Source organism: Affinundibacterium baiyunense (assembly GCF_018139645.1).
GTDB lineage: Bacteria > Pseudomonadota > Gammaproteobacteria > Burkholderiales > Burkholderiaceae_D > Undibacterium > Undibacterium baiyunense.
The window spans coordinates 521,111-542,175 of the sequence record NZ_JAGSPM010000001.1 but is presented as its reverse complement, the minus strand read 5'-3'; the positions used below and the strand labels follow the sequence as shown (position 1 = coordinate 542,175).

Below are 21,065 nucleotides of genomic sequence, written 5' to 3'. Positions count from 1 at the left end.
TGCATATTCGTGAATAATTTGTCCTGAGGTAATTTTTTTAGATTTCGATCTAATTGGACAAAACATGGCAGAAGATAGTGGATTAGAAAGAACCGAACCGGCCTCGCCCCAGCGACTTGAAAAGGCGCGTGAGGAGGGCGATGTTCCCCGTTCGAGAGAGCTTTCTACTTGCACAGTTTTGCTGGCGGCGGGTGGTGGCTTGTACTTTTATGGCGAAACGCTATTTCATAATTTAGCGAAAAATTTTTCACGCGGCCTCTCCTTCGAACGTAGTGCCGCATTTGATGCCAATTTTTTGACCATGCAGATTATTGATTCGGTTGTGGATGTGATGTTGGCATTTCTACCGATTGTTGGCTTGTTACTTCTCGCAGCAATTGGATCTCCGCTGTTAATCGGCGGATGGCTGTTCAGTTTCAAATCCTTAGAGCCCAAATTTTCGCGCTTAAATCCGATTGCAGGAATGGGCAATTTGGTGTCGTCTAGATCGGCAGTGGAGCTGGTAAAGGCGATATTGAAAACGATCTTGGTTGGCGCGATTGCTTGGCTCGTCGTTGCACAACAAAAGGACGCCATTTTTGGTTTGATTAACGAACCTTTGGATGAGGCCAGTGCGCATCTTGGACATATGCTCGGAGTGTGTTTTTTGGCGATTGTGGGCGGCTTAGTGTTGATCGCGGTGATTGATGCGCCGTACCAAATGTGGGCTTATGCCGAAAAACTAAAAATGACGCATCAAGAAGTAATTCAAGAATCCAAAGAGGCAAACGGTAATCCTCAGATTAAGGCGAAGATTCGTCAACAGCAACGAGAAATGGCACGCAGAAGAATGATGGCGGAAATTCCGACGGCCGATGTGGTAGTGACTAACCCGACTCACTTCTCTGTAGCCTTGAAATATGCCGATGGTAGCAATGGTGCGCCACGTGTGATCGCCAAAGGTGCGGATGTGCTCGCTGCCAAAATTCGTGAATTAGCGAAAGAAAACAACGTTCCTATTTTAGAGGCGCCACCACTAGCACGTGCACTTTACAAACACACAGAGCTTGGCGATGAAATTCCTGAATCTTTGTATGCCGCTGTGGCGGAGATTTTGGCTTATGTCTTCCAATTACGAACCTATCGTAAGTCGGGTGGCATTCCTCCAGTTGAGCCCAAAAATATTCAAGTACCGACAGGTTTAGATCCCTTGTCAAATGAAGGTGGAGTAGTCGTATGAATTCCTTAAAGTTACCAGCGTGGATGAGCGGGGCGGGTTCCAGAGCGCTAGCGGGGCCGATATTAATCGTCATGATGTTAGCGATGATGATTTTGCCGTTGCCTGCTTTTGCTTTGGATATCTTCTTTAGTTTCAATATCGCGTTAGCAATCATCATTTTGTTAACCAGCTTATATACCGTTAAGCCATTGGATTTTATGGTGTTTCCAACGGTCTTGTTGGTAAGCACGATGTTACGCTTATCGCTCAATGTGGCATCGACACGGGTCGTCTTGACGGAAGGTCATAATGGCCCTGACGCTGCAGGTAAAGTGATTGAAGCGTTTGGACACTTTTTGATTGGTGGTAACTACGCAGTTGGTATCGTTGTTTTCATTATTCTCACGATCATTAATTTCTCAGTGGTTACCAAAGGTGCGGGGCGTATTGCTGAAGTGGGAGCACGTTTTGCATTGGATGCGATGCCAGGTAAGCAAATGGCGATTGACGCTGATTTGAATGCTGGCTTAATTGCAGAAGATGAGGCACGTCGTCGTCGTACCGAGGTCGCGCAAGAAGCTGAATTTTATGGTGCGATGGACGGTGCAAGTAAGTACGTAAAGGGCGATGCTGTAGCTGGTATTTTAGTCACGATTATTAACTTAGTCGGCGGATTGATTGTTGGTATGGTTCAGCACGATCTGAGTTTTTCTGAAGCTTCTAAGGTCTATGCATTGTTGGCGATTGGTGATGGCTTGGTCGCACAAATTCCTTCACTCATTATTTCTACCGCAGCGGGTATTGTGGTGTCACGCGTGGCTAGTGAACAGGACATTGGCAATCAATTCATTAATCAATTGTTCTCCAAGCCAGAAGTAATGTACATCACAGCGGGGATTATTGGTGGCATGGGGATTATTCCTGGCATGCCACATGTTGCGTTTATTTTGCTGGCTGGAAGCTTGGCGGGTGCTGGTTACTTATTGAAAAAACGTGCAGAAGCTGCCCCTGTTATTGATCAACCTGCCCCCGTACAAGCCACACCCGAAATGGAAGAGGCTACTTGGCAAGATATTTTGCCAGTTGACACTTTAGGTCTGGAAGTGGGCTATCGCTTGATTCCCTTGGTGGATAAAAATCAGGGTGGTGAACTATTGCGAAGAATTAAAGGTATCCGTAAGAAATTTGCACAAGATATAGGATTCTTATCTCCCCCAGTTCACATTCGAGACAATTTGGAGCTCAAACCTAGTTCATATCGCATTGCCTTAAAAGGTGTCGAAATTGGAACTGGCGATGCGAATATGGGGCAGTACTTGGCAATTGATCCAGGAATGGTCTCAGGCACCTTACCCGGCGTTCCTACAACAGATCCTGCTTTTGGATTACCTGCGGTTTGGATTGACGCGTCGATGCGCGAGCAGGCACAAGCAATGGGCTACACCGTCGTCGATGCTGGTACGGTAATCGCGACCCATTTAAATCATCTGATTACGTCCAACGCTGCAGAACTTTTGGGCCGTCATGAAGTTCAGCAATTGCTTGATCACTTGGCGAAAGAATCACCCAAGATGATTGAGGATTTAACGCCACGTTTATTACCTCTCTCTGTGATTCAAAAAGTTTTGCAGAACTTGTTGATTGAAGGTGTGCATATTCGTGACATGCGCTCAATTGTTGAGACTTTGAGCGAATATGGTAACCATACACAAGATGTGAATGAGCTTACTGCGCAAGTACGAGTAGTCTTGGGACGCGCAATTGTTCAGCAGATTTTCCCAACTGGAAATGAGTTGGCTGTCATGACTTTGGATAATCGTCTGGAACGACTATTAATGCAAACTCTACAAGGGCATGGCGCTGATGGCGCGAGTTTAGAGCCTGGTTTGGCAGATACCTTGGCGATGCAGACTGAAGCTGCGGCACAGCATCAACAGCAATTAGGATTCACCCCAGTATTGTTAGTTCCAGCTCCGTTGCGGGCATTGTTAGCCCGATTCTTGAGACGTACCTTGCCTCAAGTAAAAGTGCTTTCACATGCAGAACTTCCAGAAACAAAGACAATTAGAGTGACCAGTCAGGTAGGAGGACAATTATGAACGTCAAGAAATTTATAGCACCAAGTTCAAGAGAGGCATTGCGCAAAGTTCGCGCTATGTTGGGCGAGGACGCGGTGATTTTGTCGAATCGTAATGTAGATGGTCAGGTTGAAATTCTGGCGATGAATGATCAAGCACTGACCGGTTTGGCTAGTGAAACGGAAACACTACAAAAGTCCGCAGCACGAATGCAATTTAATCCAAATCCGAAATCAGCGGAAAATCCTAGTGTTAATCAAGCAAATCCATCGTTATTTCAATCAGCGAAGGACGAAGCTGCGGTAACGCCAAGCCAAGCGGAAGTTGCCATGATGATGAGCGAAATTCGTTCCATGCGCGATATGTTAGAGGGCAAGATATCTGAAATGTCTTGGCTGAATACGCAGCAAAAGACACCGTATAAATCCGACGTTTTGCGTGAAATGTTAGCAACTGGCTTGAGTGCTAGTTTATCTCGACAAATCATAGAAAAAATGCCTGACTGCGGAAATGCACAAGCAGGATTGGATTGGGTAAAGTCGATCATGGTGAAAAACTTGTCAACCATCAGTAATGAGAATGAAATTCTAGAGCAGGGTGGCGTTTATGCTTTGGTTGGTCCAACTGGAGTTGGAAAAACCACGACTACCGCCAAACTTGCTGCACGTTGCGTGATGCGACACGGCCCATCGAAACTGGCATTGATTACGACCGATGGTTATCGTATTGGCGGCTACGAGCAACTTCGAATTTATGGCAAGATTCTTGGCGTCATGGTTCACTCTGTGAAAGATGAGGCTGATCTGAAAATCGCACTGGCGGAATTAAAAAACAAACATACGGTTTTGATTGATACAGTCGGCGTTAGTCAGCGCGACAAAATGGTAACGCAACAAGTAGCCATGCTGTCTGGTTCTGGTGCGAATGTAAAACGTCTCTTGTGTTTAAATGCAACCTCGACTGGCGAAACTTTAACTGAAGTGGTGCGAGCATATCGAGGCGAAGGTTTGTCTGGATGCATCTTAACCAAGTTGGATGAGGCTGCAACAATAGGCGGTGCCTTGGATATCGCTCTTCGACAAAAACTCAACTTGTACTATGTAGCGAGTGGTCAACGTGTGCCAGAGGATTTGCATATCGCTAACAAGGAGTATTTGGTGGATCGTGCATTCAAGCTAAAACGCGAGACATCAGCCTATCAATTTCAAAATGATGAATTACCATTGTTGATGACCAGCATGGCGGCTTCGAATTCTTCTGCAACTATGAGAAAATCGGAGGCGCATTTTGCTTAACTTTGATCAAGCAGAAGGCTTGCGCCGCATGTTGGAGATACCCAAGCTTCGGGTGTTAACATTTCTTTCAGCTTTACCAGATTCCGAGAGAAATGGCATGTTGATTAATTTGTCGGCGACTTTGGCAAGCAGGGGTAAAAATATTTTGATGGTGGACGCGAAACTGACGAATTCGAGTCTTAGTAGCTGGTTAAACTTAAAATCTGACCAGACATTGTTGGAGGTCGTTCGACAACAGCGTACAATGGATGCCGTTATTAAGGAGGTCTCACCAGGCTTGTCGATTACCAAAGTAGCACATGCGCTGCCAAGCACTTTGGGCTTGCCGAAGTCGGGATATCGAGAATTGTCTAAGGTGTTTGATCTAGCTGCCAGTCGTTCAGATTTGGTCGTGGTCGATTGTGAATTGAATGCGGATGATACCTTTCTATTGTCTTCGTTTGAAGATAGCGAATTGATTATCCAAGTTTCCGCAGATCCAAAAGCGATCACGAATGCTTATGCCTTAATTAAGCGCTTAAATAATCGTTTTGGTCGTCGCACTTATGGAGTGGTTGTTTCTGGTGTTGATATCGAACAAGCGCAGAAGGTTTTCTCAAATCTTTCAATGACTGCTAGACGTTATTTGGCTGTGGAATTAAACTTTGTAGGACATGTACCCGCAGATATTCATTTGGTGCGGGCGACAGAATTAGGGCGTGCAGTCGTTGATGCGTTCCCATTGTCGAAAGCGGCAAATGCATTTGTACGTATGGCAGAAAAGTTGGTTTCAACTGCGAGTCAAGGGTTTCGATTTGATGCAATGTCACAACTGGGCGTCCCGTTAGAATATTAATTAATTTATGTACACAGCAAGTGGTAAATCAGATAAGAACTCAATCCTCACCGAGCATGCGCCGTTGGTGAAGCGATTGGCTTATCAGTTAAAAGCCAGATTGCCTCCCAGTGTTGAAGTCGATGATTTGGTGCAGGCTGGCATGATAGGCTTGCTTGATGCCGTCAATCGCTATGAAGATAATCATGGCGCGCAATTTGAAACTTACGCGATTCAAAGAATTCGTGGCGCCATGTTAGATGAATTGCGTAGCAGTGATTGGCTACCGCGTGGCGTTCGACAAAATATGCGCAAGATAGAAAATGCCATGAACGAATTGCAGCAAAAATTAGGTCGTCCTCCGATGGAAACAGAAATTGCGAAACACCTTAAGTTAACCTTGGTTGATTACCAGGAGTTGCTGGGTGAAAGTGGTGGGCATCAACTTTTGTATTATGAAGATTTTCATGATGCAGATACCAAAGAACATTTCCTTGATCATTTTTGCAATGATGATCGTCAAGGAGATCCGTTACAAGATCTATTACATGGCGATTTTCGTGATGCGGTGGTGTATGCGATCAATAGCTTGCCAGAGCGCGAAAAGCTATTAATGGGTCTGTATTACGAGCAAGAATTAAATTTGAAAGAGATCGGCGCGGTGATGGGAGTTTCTGAATCTCGCGTTTCACAATTACACAGCCAGGCAGTTGGCCGGCTTCGTGCATCATTAAGGGAGCGGGCGTGGACCGGGCTAGCTTAATTGGTATTATTCTTGTTGTTACGGGCATCCTCTCTGGGCAGTTGCTGGAAGGTGGCCAACTGTCTTCATTGGTTCAACCGGCCGCGTTTGTGATTGTTGTGGTTAGTACCATCGGTGCGGTTTTGCTACAAAGTCGTATGTCCACTTTTATTCGCGGCATCAAACTATTGAAGTGGATAGTTTTACTGCCTGAAGATAAAAGTCGCAAAAACGTGCAAGATGCCTTGGTCTGGAGTGTCGTTGCACGACGTGAGGGGTTCCTGAGCTTGGAGCGGTATATCGATTCTGTCAAAGACCCGTTCATTGAGAAGGGTTTGAAACTAGTTGTCGATGGAATCGACCCTGAACGAATCAAAGATGTATTAGATGTCGATATTTCTTTTTATGAAATGGAGCAACGGCAAGCTATCAAGATTTGGGACGCCGCGGGTGGTTATGCGCCAACAATTGGTATTCTCGGTGCAGTGCTTGGTTTGATTCATGTGATGGAAAATTTAACCGACCCAAGTAAGTTAGGGAGCGGGATAGCGGTCGCATTTGTCGCGACGATTTATGGTGTTGGTCTGGCCAACTTATTTTTCCTCCCAATTGCAAACAAGCTCAAGGAAATTGTTGGTAAAGAAGTGGTTAGAAGAGAAATGCTGGCAGATATTTTTTACAGTATTGCACAAGGCGATAGCCCAAGAATTGTCGAAGAGCGGTTATCCAACCATAAGTTAAAGTGATTTAAAAGACTGCTGCAATTCAATCGAGAAATAGACATTATGGCGCGCAAAAAGTATCAGGAAGAGGCGGATAACCATGATCGATGGTTAGTTTCTTATGCTGACTTTATGACGTTGCTTTTTGCGTTCTTTGTTGTGATGTATGCGATATCTTCTTTGAATGAAGGCAAGTATCGGGTTTTGTCTAGCTCATTGACCGGCGCTTTTGGTTCTAATGTGGTGATTGCTGCGGGTGAAATTCCCGATCTGAAAAAACATCAAACAGCTGTTATCGATACCTTGCCGTTAATCCGTCCACGAAATGCGGAACCTTTAAAAAAAGAGCGCGAAAAAATGACGCAAGTCGCTCGCGACATTATGGGAGTGTTAGAGCCATTGGTGCGTGAGGGCAAAGTTCGAGTGACGCAGACAAGTCGTGGTGTTTCGATTGAAATTAACGCGAGTTTGTTGTTTGCACAAGGCGAAGCGAAGTTAAATACTGACTCGTTAGAGGCACTAAAGGCGATCGCAGAAGTCCTCAAATTAGATAGCCACTCAATTCAGGTAGAAGGATTTACCGATAACTTACCGATTAGAAATTCCACTTTTCCATCGAATTGGGAGTTGTCTGCAATGCGAGCAAGCACAGTTGCTCGATTGTTTATGGAAAATGGCGTAGACGAAAATCGTATTACCGCTGTTGGTCAGGGGCCTAAATTTCCTGTCGGATCAAATGAGACCGCGGAAGGCAGAGCGCGAAATAGGCGAGTGGCAATTACGATTTTAGCGGTGCTGCCAGAGACGCCTGTCGATATCCCGGTAACACAAGTTCAGCGTTAATCGACAAAATTTCACTTCGAGTTTTAGACGTTTACATCACCAACAAATACTTGAGTCGTTCGAGTGAATGACTTCGAAGCTAAGGTACTTGAAATTGAATTTTAATGCGCCGAAAAATTGAAGCCTCTGCACAGAGATGCGTAGTTTGATTAGCCCGCGACGATGCCGCGACCTGTATTTGATTTGATCTTCGATTGACCATCGGCTCCATACATGGAGCCAGCCTGATGGGCGCTACCGCTTTGTAGTATGTTTAATGCAGCTTGATTTTTGCTAAGCTGGCGATTAATTAATAATCCGTTATTTTTGTTTTGCTCTTGCGCAGTGCCTGATAAAGACAGCAATGATTGCCACGCGTTTGCCAATGCTACATTGCTTGAGTTGGTGGCAAACAATTGACGCATACCATCAGCATCATTGCTAAGTCCTAGCTGCAGCATCGCTTGTCCACGACTCTTCTCGAGTTCAACTACTTTACTCAATAGTTGATTCTTATTCGGTGTAATAGTTTCTAATTTTTCAGATTCATTATTGATCAATACCTGTTGCTCTTCTTCTAGAAGTTGCACCAAGGACTGCATCACATCAATTTCATTGTTGATGATTTGCTGTATTTGGGCGGTATTGTTCAATGTTTGATTCATGTTGGTTGTCTTCTGGCGTTAAGTAAATCTTTGACAGTTTCAAGTAGTCCGTCAGCGACCTTTTCCGCATCAACTTGGAAACGGCCTTCAGCGATAGCTAATTTAATTTCTTCTACTTTCTTAGCTTCAAAAACAGCTCCACTTGCTTGTGTGCGTTGCATCGTTTGCAATTGCACAGACATCGGAGAAATCTGTACGTTAATGGAAGGTGTTGTTGCGACCTTTGCATTATCGCCAGCTTTGTCCGCGCGTGGCGCTGGTGGACTACTTGGTAGTCCTTGGGTTGCATTTAGCGAATCATTAATTTTCACGATGTTACCTTTGAGGTTGGATTGACATACATCTACACTCTGTATAACGGCTCGCTTATTTTAAACTTTAATCTTATTTCAGTAATTATGAATTTGCTTGTGCTGTTTCCTATTTTTGTCTTTATTGAATTTCAATAAAACCACCTGCGCGGGCGACTCCACTGACAATCACGCCAGAAGCAGTCTTTGCCCGCGTTACTTGCCCTTCATTGGCGCTATTAATGGCGACAGCGTCGTTCGATACACGAAAGCCAGGACCCTCACTAATTATTTTGATACTTTGTCCCTGCTGGATAACAGGTATCGATTTAAACATATCGTTTCTAAAGCTTGTCCCAGCAGGAAAAGCAGATTGCATGGTTTTTCCAATTATCTTGTCAATTGATAAAGCTGTACCAAGAGCTAGGCTGCTGACTTCACCGCGCATGGTGATGATATCTTGTTCATTGATTTTCTGACCAGCGCTTACTGGATTCTTTGTCACATAGTAATCACCGAAAACGCGAACTTGTGCTGCAACGTAAACAGTCCAAGATTTCGGCGAAGCACATCGAACGCCAACTGTGATTTTCCCCCATGCCTTAGTGCCCGAGGGAAGAAAAGCTTTGAGTTCTTCACAATTTTGTAATTTTAGGCGGGCGTCGATTGGCTTTACGGTGATTTCTGTATCTGTAGGAAGTTGATTGGTTTGTGATCTTAAAAAACTCTCAACTTCCTTGGAAATTGCGCTCGACTGAATATGTGTATCAATCGATTGCGCGATTGAACTAGTCGAAATAAATAGTCCAAATATCAGCACAATGTAATTTCTTAAACGAAGTAACTGGTGACAACTGCGCATCTGTATTTCCTCTTCATTACTTTGTTTGTATCAAAAGTGAATTTGTTTCCTAAGCATTGTAGGGCGATGGCAAGAACTCGATTGGAAGAATAGGCGGGCTTTTTGGGGGTTTATCGCCAGATCAAAACAGATTTATTCCAACTAATATGCACATTAAGCAAAACCGTCACGCGTTTTAATGGCATAAATAAAATGGCATCAACAGGCACGGTTGTTATCTAAATCTGGAGTATTTATGAACAAGCTAGACGATTACATGCGCTTTCATCAGCTAGCGTTGTCCGTGCGAGGCCAACGTCAGCAATTGTTGGCATCCAATATCGCGAATGCAGATACGCCAAATTATAAAGCGCGTGATGTGGATTTTGGTGCTGCGATGAATGTCGCTCTGTTAAAGACAAATAACGCTAGTGATTTGAGTAAAACCGTTGAAGCGCACATGAGTCGTGCTGGTACGGTTGCAGGATTGCCGCCAGCGTTTCGCCCTGAAGTTCAAGGCAATGTGGATGGAAATACGGTTGATATGGATGTCGAGCGAAATGCATTTACAGAAAATGCGCTTCGTTATGAAGCGAGTCTCACCATGATTAATATGCAAATCAAGGGTCTCTTGGCGGCGATACAAGGATAAATATTATGTCTCTATTTAAAATTTTTGATGTATCTGGCTCGGCAATGAGTGCGCAAGCGCAGCGATTGAATGTGGTATCGAGCAATCTCGCGAATGCGGACAGTGTGACCAGCTCAAATGGACAAGCTTATAAAGCCAAGCAAGTTGTATTTAGCGCGATTCCCACATCGAATGCTGCAGCAACTGCGGTAAAAGTGACGCAGGTCGTGGAAGATCCAAATCCCCCCAAAATGATGTACGACCCGAAGCACCCATTAGCGGATGCAAAGGGATATGTAGCAATGCCCAACGTGAACGTCGTTGAAGAAATGGTCAATATGATTTCCGCCTCACGTTCTTATCAAACGAATGTTGAAACCATGAATGCAGCCAAGTCGATGTTATTGAAGACTTTGAGCATTGGTCAATGACGCTGAGCGCGTAGAGAGGTCAAAGAAATGAGCACGATTAATACACAAACGCAGGCTGTTGATCCTGCTTTATTAACGACAATGAACGGGGCGCGAGCTACCAAAAGTGCGACGCAAGAAGCGCAAGATAAGTTTATGACTTTGCTTGTGACACAAATGAAAAATCAAGATCCATTGAACCCCTTGGATAACGCGCAAATCACCAGTCAATTGGCACAACTATCGACAGTCACTGGAATTGATAAGTTGAATGAAACCATGACGGCGATGAGTGGCAATTTTAGAAGTAGCCAGAACTTACAAGCAGCGTCCATGATTGGTCACGGTGTGGTAGTGCCAGGTAACAATGTGGAATTGAAAGATGGGAAATCTGTGTTGGGATTTGATTTGCCTCAGAACGCTGACAAGATTCAAGTCAAGATTCGAGATCAAGGCGGTGCTTTAGTAAAAACTCTCGATTTCACCAACATGACGAGTGGTTTTAATTCGGTTAGTTGGGATGGTAAGAACGAAGCTGGAACGGTTGCTGCAAATGGAAATTATAGTTTTGAGGTGATTGCTAGTTCTGGTGAGAAAAAACTGGATGTAACGCCCTTAAGTTTTGGTTTGGTTTCCAGTGTTTCGTTTGGTACGCAGGGCACGATGTTAAGTATTTTGAATACAGGTGAAGTTGCAATGTCTGAAGTTCGCCAGATCTTTTAAGTAGAGAATTTATTTTCTATGAATGTATCTTTTTAGGTTATCGCCGTATTCGGTATTTAGTGTTAGTGAAATCAATTAATACGGGAATTTTTTGTTTGGGTGGTTTTAGGCGATGGATTCCATTGTCTGAACTTTCTTTCCAAAGTAGAGGAGAAGTGTCATGAGTTTTCAACAAGGTTTAAGTGGATTAAATGCCGCATCTAAGTCGCTCGATGTTATCGGAAATAATATTTCGAATGCAAATACAGTCGGCTTTAAAATGGCTCAGGCACAGTTTGCCGACGTATTTGCAAACTCACTTAGCGGTGCTAGTGGAGGTGGTGCTGGGATTGGTGTGAAGGTTCAAACAGTAGCGCAGTTGTTCACTCAAGGAAATATCACATCAACCAATAATCCCTTGGATATCGCGATTAATGGGGCTGGCTTTTTTCGGATGTCGACAAATGGAGCGATTACTTACAGCCGTAATGGTCAATTCTCACTTGATAAAGATGGTTACATCGTGAACGGACAAGGTGCACAATTAACCGGATACGCGGCGGATTCTAATGGTGTTTTATCTACAGGTGCTGCTGTTCCTTTGAATATTAATACTAGGGATATCGCGCCAAAAGAAACTGATAGTGTTAAAGCGCTGTTGAATCTTGACTCTCGTGCATTAGTACCGGGGACGCAGTTGCCAGTTGCCACTCCACCAGTGATTACACCGATTGCATTTTCATTGACTGACCCACTGTCTTACAACAATGCTACCTCTGTTGCTGTATTTGATAGCCTAGGTAACTCACATGTGCTGCAGACTTTTTTCGTTCGTCGAGATCCAGCTACCGCGCCTTTAACTGCTCCTGCGACTTCTGAGTGGGATGTTTACGCAGCCGTAGATGGCGTGCGTGTGCCAGCTGCTCCCGCTGCGCCAGCGACACAAGTGCCAATTGGCAAAATAGGATTTGATAATATGGGTAAGTTAACAGTTGCGACATCTGTGCTGGCAGTTCCTGCTACAGATCCTAATGCGATCGCGATTGCCATTCCAGTAGGTACTGGTGCTGTAACACCAATTTCAACGCCGACTGTGTTGTTTGATTTCACTGGTACTACACAATTTGGAGCGGCTTTCAGTGTCAATTCAATTAAACAAGATGGCTATACGTCAGGAAAGCTTTCTAAATTTAATACTGCGAAAGATGGCACCATCGTCGGCAGCTATACCAACGGCAAAACTGCTGTTCTAGGACAGGTGTCACTGGCAAACTTTACTAACGCAAATGGTTTGCAATCCTTGGGTGATAACCAATGGACAGAAACTGCCACCTCTGGTGCTGCCCTCGTTGGACCACCAGGCACTGGCAGCATGGGGGTGTTGACTTCGAATGCGACAGAAGATTCGAACACCGACTTAACAGGGGAACTGGTTAACATGATCACTGCACAGCGCGTCTACCAAGCAAATGCGCAAACGATTAAGACGCAGGATCAGGTTTTGCAGACTTTGGTTAATTTACGTTAATAGTTTTTGATTTTTAGTGCTTTGAATTGATGCTTTGAATGGGGCGAGAGAACTGCGATGGATCGACTAATTTATACCGCTATGACAGGAGCGAAACATATCCTCGAACAGCAAGCGACAACATCGCACAATCTGGCGAACGCAACGACCACAGGTTTTCGTGCGCAAATTGATTCTTTTCGTGCAGTGCCTGTGATTAGTGAGGGATTGCCGACGCGTGCATTTGTTGTCGATGCAACCGTTGGAACCGATTTTTCTAGCGGCAGTTTACAAAACACCGGGCGTGAATTAGACGTAGCTATTCAAGGTAAAGGATGGTTAACGGTGCAGGCAGAAGATGGTACCGAAAAGATGACGCGTCATGGTAGTTTGAAAATCAGTGAAAACGGAGTTTTGCAAACGCATAACGGACTCATTGTGATGGGTGATACGGGGCCGATTACGATTCCACCAGAGGTAACGATTGCGATAGCAAAAGATGGTACGGTTTCTAGTGTTCCTATGGGGACTAAGCCGAACGCTGTGCAAGTAATTGGTCGATTGAAATTGGTAAATCCGCCAGAGGCGAATTTAGTACGTGACGCTGATGGTCTATTTAAAACAAAAGATGGAGTGCCACCGGTGGCCGATGCGAATGTTGCTGTCGCTGGTGGCATGTTAGAGGGCAGCAATGTCAATGTGGTTGAATCGATGGTGACGATGATTAATCTCGCGCGTCAATTTGAAATGCAAATGAAATTGTTGACGAATGCGGAGAGTAACGCCACAAAAGCCAGTCAGATCCTCGCTTTGAGTTGAGATTAAATGCTGCACAATGAAGCGCGCTTGGTGATTCTGGATTCATGCAATTTTGTACGAGCGAATTCGGTGTAAGTATAAGTAAAGGCAATTAGATTGAAAATGAACTGGAGAATCAAATGATACGCTCATTGTGGATTGCAAAAACTGGTCTGGATGCACAACAGACTCAGATGGATGTGATAACGAATAACTTAGCGAACGTGAGCACCACTGGGTTTAAGCGTTCACGCGCGGTATTTGAAGATCTTTTGTATCAAACAATCCGTCAACCTGGAGCGCAGAGTTCGCAACAAACGCAATTGCCTTCGGGTTTGCAATTAGGGGTAGGTGTTCGGCCGGTCGCTACAGAAAGAATTTTTACCCAAGGTAATTTGCAACAAACGGGAAACAGCAAAGACTTGGCGATTAATGGACAAGGCTTTTTTCAAGTCTTGATGCCTGATGGTACTACCGGTTATACGCGTGACGGTTCGTTTCAAGTCGACAATCAAGGGCAAATGGTGACCTCCAGCGGATTTGTTATTCAACCCGCAATTACGATCCCAGCAAATGCACAATCGATCACAGTCGGGCGTGACGGAACAGTATCAGTGACTCAGCCCGGCTCTACCGCACCAGTACAAGTTGGATCAATACAGTTGGCAACTTTTATTAACCCGGCTGGATTAATGAGTTTGGGTGAAAATCTTTATGTGGAAACCGCAGCATCAGGCAATCCTGGAACCAATGCTCCAGGCACTAATGGTGCTGGATTATTGGTGCAATCGTTTATTGAAACGTCGAATGTGAATGTTGCCGAAGAATTGGTGAGTATGATTCAGACGCAAAGAGCATATGAAATCAATAGTAAGGCAATCACTACATCTGATCAGATGTTACAGAGATTGTCGCAGTTGTGATCGCGTCTTGAATCAATTTTTCTTTCTATTCGTTTTCAATTGGATCAACGAATTTAGATTGATGGTGTAGTAAGAAAGTACAAAATGAAAACCCTGAAACTGTCTTCTCTGATAATTTTGCTGTCAACTATCTATGGGTGCAGCACAACGCCTCCGGCGATCGTGCATCAATCAGGTGTGGTGCATTCGCAGAGCGCAAAAAATCAAAGAGAAGCAAATGGTGCGATTTTTCAGGCGGCTAGTTATAGACCTCTGTTTGAAGACGTGAAAGCACGTATGGTTGGAGACGTGTTGACGATTGCCATTAGCGAAAATACCTCGGCCACCAAAGCAGCGGGTGCTTCTGGCAGTAAATCTGGTAGCGCAGCATTTGCAGCGCCGACGATTCTTGGTATTCCCGCGACGACGACTGCGAAAGCCTCAATTTCAACCAGTGCCTCGACTAAGTTTGATGAAAAAGGGGCGGAGACTGCGAGCAATTCATTCACTGGAACGATCGCTGCTACGGTGATTGAGGTTCTACCGAATGGTAATTTGTTAGTCAGTGGCGAAAAACAAATCGCGTTTAATAAGGGCGCGGAGTTTGTGCGTTTTTCTGGTGTGGTGAATCCACAAACGATTACAGCAGCAAATCAAGTTTCGTCGACACAAGTCGCTGATGCGCGCTTTGAATATAGATCAACTTCACGCGTTGATTTGGCCGAGGTCAATTCCTTGTTGACTCGGTTCTTCCTCAGTGTCTTGCCGTTTTAATCTGAGAGTCACTTATGAACAGGTTTGAAAAGTTAGATTTGCATAAACTTCAACGTCGCTTGATGGTTTGCACCATACTGGTTTTGACGTTTGGTTTGATGTTCAATTTTCCAGCGAAAGCCGAACGATTGAAAGATTTGGCCGGCATTCAAGGTGTTCGTCAGAATCAACTGATGGGGTATGGTTTGGTCGTTGGTTTGGATGGGAGTGGTGATCAAACCACGCAAACTCCTTTTACTGTGCAGAGCATTATTAGCATGATGCAGCAGATGGGCGTGACAATTCCGGTTGGCACCAGTCTGCAATTAAAAAATGTCGCCGCTGTAATGGTTACTACCTCTTTGCCACCGTTCGCTCGCCCTGGACAAACTCTAGATATCACCGTCTCGTCGATGGGCAATGCGAAAAGTTTAAAAGGCGGGACTCTTTTAATGACGCCGTTAAAAGGTGCGGATAATCAAATTTATGCTATGGCACAAGGTAATATTTTAGTTGGTGGCGTTGGTGCTTCTGCCAATGGTAGTCAAACTCAGGTGAATCATTTAAGTGTTGGCAAAATTTCAGGTGGTGCGACGGTAGAGCGTGCGGTGCCATCTCCGATCGGACATGGAAACACAATCCAGTTAGAACTCAACACGGCAGACTTCTCCACCGCTAGCCGCGTGGTGGAAGCAATCAATAACAAGTTTGGCGCTGAGACTGCCGCAGCAGTGGATGGTCGTGTGATACAAGTGAAGGCGCCGATGGTGAATGATCAACGCGTCGCTTTCTTAGGCGCTTTGGAGAGTATCGAAGTTACGCCTGCGCAGACTGCAGCAAAGGTGATTTTGAATGCACGTACTGGTTCTATCGTGATGAATCAATCCGTTAGCTTGGAAACCTGTGCAGTCGCGCATGGTAATTTAAGCGTCGTCATTAATACTGATAATGCGGTGAGTCAACCAAATCCGCTCAGTAACGGGCAGACAGCAGGAACAGCGAATTCGAATATTTCTATAACCAAAGAGGGCGGAAAATTGTTGATGTTGAATGCTGGTGCGTCATTGGCTGATGTTGTGAAGGCCTTGAACTCAATCGGCGCAACGCCACAAGATCTCTTGGCTATTTTGCAGGCGATGAAATCCTCAGGTGCTTTGCGCGCTGAGTTGGAAATTATTTAATACAGAACTGAGTTTAGTTCGTAGCTTTAACTACAGAACCGAAGTGCAGAAAAGGTGAAGTAATGATTGGTCGTGCCGATTTATCTGAAAAGCTTGCATTTGATAGCAAGGGACTAGATGCACTGCGACATGCGTCTAAGGATAATTCGCCTGAGGCATTGAAAGCAGCTGCCACACAATTTGAAGCCTTGTTTGTTAGCATGATGCTCAAGTCTATGCGTGAAGCGGGAAGCCAAGACGGTATGTTCGATAATGAACAAAGTCGTATGTACACTTCAATGCTTGACCAACAGTTATCTCAGAAAATGGCGAGTCGTGGCATTGGGCTCGCCGATGCGATGGTTCGTCAATTATCAAATAACGCAATGACGCAAGTGTTACAAGCCGATAGCCCGACCTCACCACCGTTGGCTTTAGGTGGCCTGGGTGGGGTAAATCAATACATCCAGCAGCAAAGTTTCGCTACAAAGTCTGAACAGATCATGCAGTCAACCACAGGCATTGAATCGAATTCGAATGCTCGTCACGTGCAGGAATTCACGCGAAAACTAGGCGCGCATGCCGAGTCGGCTAGCCAAGGAACTGGAATTCCTGCGAAATTCATGTTGGGTCAAGCGGCTTTAGAATCCGGTTGGGGTAAGCACGAAATAAAAGCATTGGATGGCTCCACAAGTTATAACGTGTTTGGAATAAAGGCGACAGGTAACTGGAAGGGAAGAACAGTCGATGCAATGACCACGGAATACATCAATGGCGTTGCTTATCAAAAAGTCGAGAAATTCCGTGCTTATGATAATTACAGTGATGCATTTAAAGATTATGCGAAATTGATTCGTGATAATCCACGTTATCAATCGGTAATTCAAAATGGCGGAGATGCTTCGCAATTTGCACATGCTTTACAAAAGGCTGGCTATGCAACAGACCCTCAATATGCTCAAAAATTAACGAAAGTGATACAACAATCGTTTTCTGGATGATTCGGCGTGATTAAATTATCCACATATTAAAGTTTTTCTGTTATGACCCGTTACCACAAGAGTCGGAAGCGGGAAAAAGATTTTCTTCGCCAACGCGTTAAATTACATTTGAGTGAATAGGTTGAATTATGGGTACCAATATTCTGGGAATTGGGCAAAGCGCATTGGCGGCTGCACAGATGGGCATCGCTACGGCTGGACATAATATCGCCAATGTCAATACTCCTGGCTATAGTCGACAAATTATGTTGCAAAGCGCAGCTGCGGCACAAAACGTAGGCGGTAGCTTTATCGGTCAAGGTACCGTTATCGGTGAGGTAAGACGTATTTACAATGAATTCATTGGACAACAAGTTAATGCGACGCAGTCTTCTCAGAATTATGCCGCAGCCTATTTAAATCAGGTGCAGCAAATTAATAACTTGGTTGCTGATCCGGCTGCGGGAATTTCACCAGCCATGCAAGAATTTTTTAGTGCTATTCAGAATTTGGCGGCGAGCCCAAACGGTACTGCTGGCGCTGCAGCACGCCAAGCGGTGCTATCTAATGGCGCATCGCTTGCATCTAGAATCAAGGGGATGGGGGCTCGACTAGATCAAATTTCTGACGATGTAAGTAATCGAATTGGTCAAACAGTAACGGGCATTAATGGTTATGCCCAGCAAATTGCTGATTTGAATGATTCTATAGAGACTGCACAATCAGTTTCAGGTGGTGCTGCACCAAATGATTTGCTGGACATGCGTGACAATGCTGTTACTGAATTAAGTAAGTTGGTGAGTGTCTCCGTTGTAAATCAAGGTGGAAAATATAATATTTTTATGGGAACTGGGCAGCCGTTAGTGCTTGGTGCTACGGTGAACGTGCTTCAACCTACAAACTCACTGACTGATCCAAGTCGACTCCAAGTTTCGTATGAGAGTAATGGGGCTTTAATTCAACTCAATGAGAAAAATATCACAGGTGGCGAGTTGGGTGGTTTGTTTGCGTTCCGCTCAAATACTCTGGACACTGCGCGTAATTCTCTTGGTCGGGTTGCTGTTTCGATCGCTACAGAATTTAATGATCAACATAAGCTTGGGCAAGATTTGAATGGTCAAGTCGGTAAGGACTTCTTCTCGATTTCTGGTCCAGTTTCAACGCCAAGTGGACTTAATCTGAGTACGGCGAATATGGCCGTTTCTTATTCTGACGTTGGTGCGTTGACCACGAGCGATTATCGTGTGCAATACTTGGCCGGCGTTGGTCCAGCGCCAAATTATTACAAAATTACGCGTGTTTCCGATGGTAGTGTACAGACTTCGGAAACATTGCCTGCAGTGGTCGATGGATTGAGTTTCAATCTTGCTGCTGTGGGATCTCCCCCTGCGGTTGTTGCCCCAACCGTGAACGATGAATTCATGGTTAGGCCAACCGCTTTAGCGGCTTCGTCCATTAGTTTGGCGATCACTGATATTTCAAAGATTGCGGCAGCTACTCCAGTTACGACAAGTTTGCCGAGTACTAATTTGGGTAGTGGCAAATTCAGTACTGGTGTCGTGACGTCTGCGGTTGCTACGACGAGTAATTCTGCCACTGCCGTGATCGGCTCCGTAACCGTCGGTGATTCATATAAAAGTTCAACTTTAGCTTCACCTTTAAATCTGTCGTTCGCCACTGCGCCAAATAGCCTTGCAGGCTTTCCTATTGGTGCATTGGTTTCTGTTACAAATGGCGGCGTGACTTCTAACTATCAAGTCGCAGCGGTTGCGGCGCCAGCAGCAACCCCGCCTCAGGTTGTAAACGTGCCATACACGAGTGGTGCGACGGTAACCTATGGTGGAGTCAGCTTTGTGATCAAAGATAATCCGGCTGCGCCAAGTGCTGGCGATACCTTTACACTTGCCAGTTCTTTACCGATAACGCCGACGACCTTAACTTATAACTCAGCGGGCAATAATTTCACTGGATTTCCAGCCAATGCCAACGTTACCGTGAAAAATGGAAATACCACGACTTCGTACGTGGCAGGCTCTCCGATTCCCTATATTGAAGGTTCAACGATTAGTTTTAATGGCTTGAGTTTTAATGTTTCTGGTGCTTATGCAAATGGCGATGTAGTTAAAATTACAGGTAATCCTTCAGGTTCTGGCGATAACCGCAATGCAGGTTTATTGGCAGGGCTTCAAACTAAAAATACCATGGCATCTGGTACAACAAGCTTCCAAGGTGCGTACGGGCAGTTTGTTAGCAATGTTGGTAATAAAGCCAATGAAATGATGGTTACGACTAAAGCGGAGACTAACTTGTTAGCGCAAGCCTTGAAAGCGCAACAATCTGAGTCTGGCGTCAATTTGGATGAAGAAGCGGCAAATCTTTTGCGTTATCAGCAGGCTTATCAAGCAGCGGGGAAATTAATGCAAATCGCAAGTCAATTATTTGACGCATTGTTGGCATTAGGAAGGTAAAAGGAATCGTTATGCGTATCAGTACGAATACAATTTATGAATCAGGCGGAGCGCGCATAAGTGATTTGCAAGTTAGCTTAAATAAAACGCAGCAGCAAATTGCCGCAGGTCGGCGCATTTTGAATCCTTCTGACGATCCAATTGGTTCTGCTCGTGCTTTGGTGATTACGCAAACTGATGCAGTGAATGATCAATATGCGGTAAATCGGAAAAATGCGACCAATACGTTAAGCATTGCGGAAGATACTTTAAGCAATGTGACCACTGTTTTGCATAATGTTAAAACTTTGATCGTCAGTGCTGGCAATGGTACTTTGACGGATCAAGAGCGTGGGTATATTGCAAACGAATTGCAAGGCAGTCTAGATCAGTTGCTTGGTTTTGCAAATGCTACTGACGGAACAGATGGCTATCTTTTTTCGGGTTACTCTTCCACTATCGCTCCATATACCAAGACGCAAGGTGGTGCTCAATACAATGGTGATCAAGGACCGCGCCTTTTGCAGGTCGATACATCCCGACAAATCCCGATTAGTGAAGTCGGGTCAGCGGTATTTGGGAACATTCGAACTTCCAATGGACAGTTTAATGTACGTCCAAATCCGTCGAATGTTGGTCAGGTAGTAGCGACGGCGGCGATTAATGTTCCAACCACAGCCAATCTCACTGGTAATAACTATGAGGTTGAATTCGATGGTACTGCGGCCAACTTTACGATTACCAATAAAACGACTGGCGTAGTCGTGGTGCCAGCTACAGCATATACCAGTCCGCAAACGGTCACTGTCGATGGCATGGACATTACCTTGACAAACACACCGGGGGCACCTGGTCCGAATGATAAGTTTTCAATTCAACCAGGCAATCAGAACGTATTTGAAACAATCACAGACTTGATTAATACCTTGCGTGCACCTGCTGGAACAGTGCCTCAGAAATTGGAGTTGACCGCAAATTTGAGCCAAGCAAATTTAAATATTGACAAATCTTTGTCCAATGTTTTGTTGGCACGTACTAACTTGGGAACCTCGTTGAAAGAGCTTCAAAATTTAAATGAAGCAGGTGAGAGCATGGGCGTGATTTACAAACAGGAATTGTCGGCACTCCAAGATCTTGATTATGCGAAGGCAATTACAGAGTTAAATCAGAATCAAGTTGTTTTGCAAGCGGCGCAGCAATCATTTATCAAGACTTCGTCTCTGTCCTTATTTAACTATCTGAATTGATTGTTTTTGAAACCAAGGCTTGAACTAGCATTTGTCTTTTGATGCTTGCCGCTATCAGATC

21 protein-coding genes are annotated in these 21,065 nt (G+C 44.8%); 18 read left to right on the top strand and 3 right to left on the bottom strand.

Annotation, left to right across the window (positions count from 1 at the left end; translation table 11 throughout):
- Positions 1–64 precede the first annotated feature (64 nt).
- From flhB to motD, 7 genes are read left to right on the top strand one after another with little or no spacing between them, the layout of a single operon-like run.
- Positions 65–1,219 carry a flagellar biosynthesis protein FlhB gene (gene flhB, locus KDM92_RS02345; RefSeq protein WP_212682826.1) on the top strand — a complete coding sequence of 385 codons (1,155 nt, stop codon included), beginning with the start codon at positions 65–67 and terminating at the stop codon, positions 1,217–1,219.
- On the top strand, positions 1,216–3,297 hold the full coding sequence (flhA, locus tag KDM92_RS02340; RefSeq protein WP_212682825.1) for a flagellar biosynthesis protein FlhA: 2,082 nt from the start codon (positions 1,216–1,218) through the stop codon (positions 3,295–3,297). Before flhB ends, flhA begins: the two co-directional genes overlap by 4 nt.
- Complete coding sequence (flhF, locus tag KDM92_RS02335; RefSeq protein WP_212682824.1) at positions 3,294–4,571, top strand: flagellar biosynthesis protein FlhF; 1,278 nt, start codon at positions 3,294–3,296, stop codon at positions 4,569–4,571. Before flhA ends, flhF begins: the two co-directional genes overlap by 4 nt.
- Positions 4,564–5,406: a MinD/ParA family ATP-binding protein gene (locus tag KDM92_RS02330; protein WP_212682823.1), complete on the top strand. Its 843-nt coding sequence runs from the start codon at positions 4,564–4,566 to the stop codon at positions 5,404–5,406. Before flhF ends, KDM92_RS02330 begins: the two co-directional genes overlap by 8 nt.
- Before the next feature lie 7 nt (positions 5,407–5,413).
- Positions 5,414–6,148 carry an RNA polymerase sigma factor FliA gene (locus KDM92_RS02325; protein WP_189344299.1) on the top strand — a complete coding sequence of 245 codons (735 nt, stop codon included), beginning with the start codon at positions 5,414–5,416 and terminating at the stop codon, positions 6,146–6,148.
- The gene (locus tag KDM92_RS02320; protein WP_212682822.1) at positions 6,130–6,873 is read left to right on the top strand and encodes a flagellar motor protein; all 744 of its coding nucleotides are present in this window, start codon (positions 6,130–6,132) and stop codon (positions 6,871–6,873) included. Before KDM92_RS02325 ends, KDM92_RS02320 begins: the two co-directional genes overlap by 19 nt.
- A 39-nt stretch (positions 6,874–6,912) precedes the next feature.
- On the top strand, positions 6,913–7,692 hold the full coding sequence (gene motD / locus KDM92_RS02315; RefSeq protein ID WP_189344297.1) for a flagellar motor protein MotD: 780 nt from the start codon (positions 6,913–6,915) through the stop codon (positions 7,690–7,692).
- Between the two features lie 149 nt (positions 7,693–7,841).
- On the opposite strand, the gene KDM92_RS02310 is transcribed toward motD, so the two are convergent.
- The 3 genes from KDM92_RS02310 to flgA form a co-directional block, all read right to left on the bottom strand.
- Positions 7,842–8,336 (bottom strand): flagella synthesis protein FlgN, encoded by a 495-nt coding sequence (locus tag KDM92_RS02310; protein WP_212682821.1) that lies wholly within the window; start codon positions 8,334–8,336, stop codon positions 7,842–7,844.
- Positions 8,333–8,647, bottom strand: a complete 315-nt coding sequence (flgM, locus tag KDM92_RS02305) for a flagellar biosynthesis anti-sigma factor FlgM (RefSeq protein ID WP_212682820.1) — start codon at positions 8,645–8,647, stop codon at positions 8,333–8,335. Before flgM ends, KDM92_RS02310 begins: the two co-directional genes overlap by 4 nt.
- Before the next feature lie 121 nt (positions 8,648–8,768).
- Positions 8,769–9,488, bottom strand: a complete 720-nt coding sequence (flgA, locus tag KDM92_RS02300) for a flagellar basal body P-ring formation chaperone FlgA (protein WP_212682819.1) — start codon at positions 9,486–9,488, stop codon at positions 8,769–8,771.
- A gap of 235 nt (positions 9,489–9,723) precedes the next feature.
- Between flgA and flgB the strand changes: the two genes are divergently transcribed.
- From flgB to flgL, 11 genes are all read left to right on the top strand, one after another.
- Entirely contained in the window at positions 9,724–10,119 is a 396-nt protein-coding gene (gene flgB, locus KDM92_RS02295; RefSeq protein WP_212682818.1) for a flagellar basal body rod protein FlgB, read from the top strand.
- Positions 10,120–10,124: 5 nt separating this feature from the next.
- A complete protein-coding gene (gene flgC / locus KDM92_RS02290) occupies positions 10,125–10,529 on the top strand; it encodes a flagellar basal body rod protein FlgC (RefSeq protein ID WP_189344292.1) in 405 nt (134 codons plus the stop codon).
- A gap of 27 nt (positions 10,530–10,556) precedes the next feature.
- Positions 10,557–11,231 (top strand): flagellar hook assembly protein FlgD, encoded by a 675-nt coding sequence (locus tag KDM92_RS02285; RefSeq protein ID WP_212682817.1) that lies wholly within the window; start codon positions 10,557–10,559, stop codon positions 11,229–11,231.
- A gap of 160 nt (positions 11,232–11,391) precedes the next feature.
- Positions 11,392–12,738: a flagellar hook protein FlgE gene (gene flgE / locus KDM92_RS02280; protein ID WP_189344290.1), complete on the top strand. Its 1,347-nt coding sequence runs from the start codon at positions 11,392–11,394 to the stop codon at positions 12,736–12,738.
- Positions 12,739–12,795: 57 nt separating this feature from the next.
- Complete coding sequence (flgF, locus tag KDM92_RS02275) at positions 12,796–13,536, top strand: flagellar basal-body rod protein FlgF (protein ID WP_212682816.1); 741 nt, start codon at positions 12,796–12,798, stop codon at positions 13,534–13,536.
- Between the two features lie 119 nt (positions 13,537–13,655).
- The gene (flgG, locus tag KDM92_RS02270) at positions 13,656–14,438 is read left to right on the top strand and encodes a flagellar basal-body rod protein FlgG (protein ID WP_189344288.1); all 783 of its coding nucleotides are present in this window, start codon (positions 13,656–13,658) and stop codon (positions 14,436–14,438) included.
- A gap of 84 nt (positions 14,439–14,522) precedes the next feature.
- Positions 14,523–15,191 carry a flagellar basal body L-ring protein FlgH gene (locus KDM92_RS02265; protein WP_189344287.1) on the top strand — a complete coding sequence of 223 codons (669 nt, stop codon included), beginning with the start codon at positions 14,523–14,525 and terminating at the stop codon, positions 15,189–15,191.
- A gap of 62 nt (positions 15,192–15,253) precedes the next feature.
- Positions 15,254–16,351: a flagellar basal body P-ring protein FlgI gene (locus KDM92_RS02260; protein WP_212682993.1), complete on the top strand. Its 1,098-nt coding sequence runs from the start codon at positions 15,254–15,256 to the stop codon at positions 16,349–16,351.
- 62 nt (positions 16,352–16,413) lie between these two features.
- Positions 16,414–17,331: a flagellar assembly peptidoglycan hydrolase FlgJ gene (flgJ, locus tag KDM92_RS02255; RefSeq protein WP_212682815.1), complete on the top strand. Its 918-nt coding sequence runs from the start codon at positions 16,414–16,416 to the stop codon at positions 17,329–17,331.
- Positions 17,332–17,459: 128 nt separating this feature from the next.
- Complete coding sequence (gene flgK / locus KDM92_RS02250; RefSeq protein WP_212682814.1) at positions 17,460–19,778, top strand: flagellar hook-associated protein FlgK; 2,319 nt, start codon at positions 17,460–17,462, stop codon at positions 19,776–19,778.
- A gap of 11 nt (positions 19,779–19,789) precedes the next feature.
- Entirely contained in the window at positions 19,790–21,004 is a 1,215-nt protein-coding gene (gene flgL, locus KDM92_RS02245) for a flagellar hook-associated protein FlgL (protein WP_212682813.1), read from the top strand.
- Positions 21,005–21,065 lie beyond the last annotated feature (61 nt).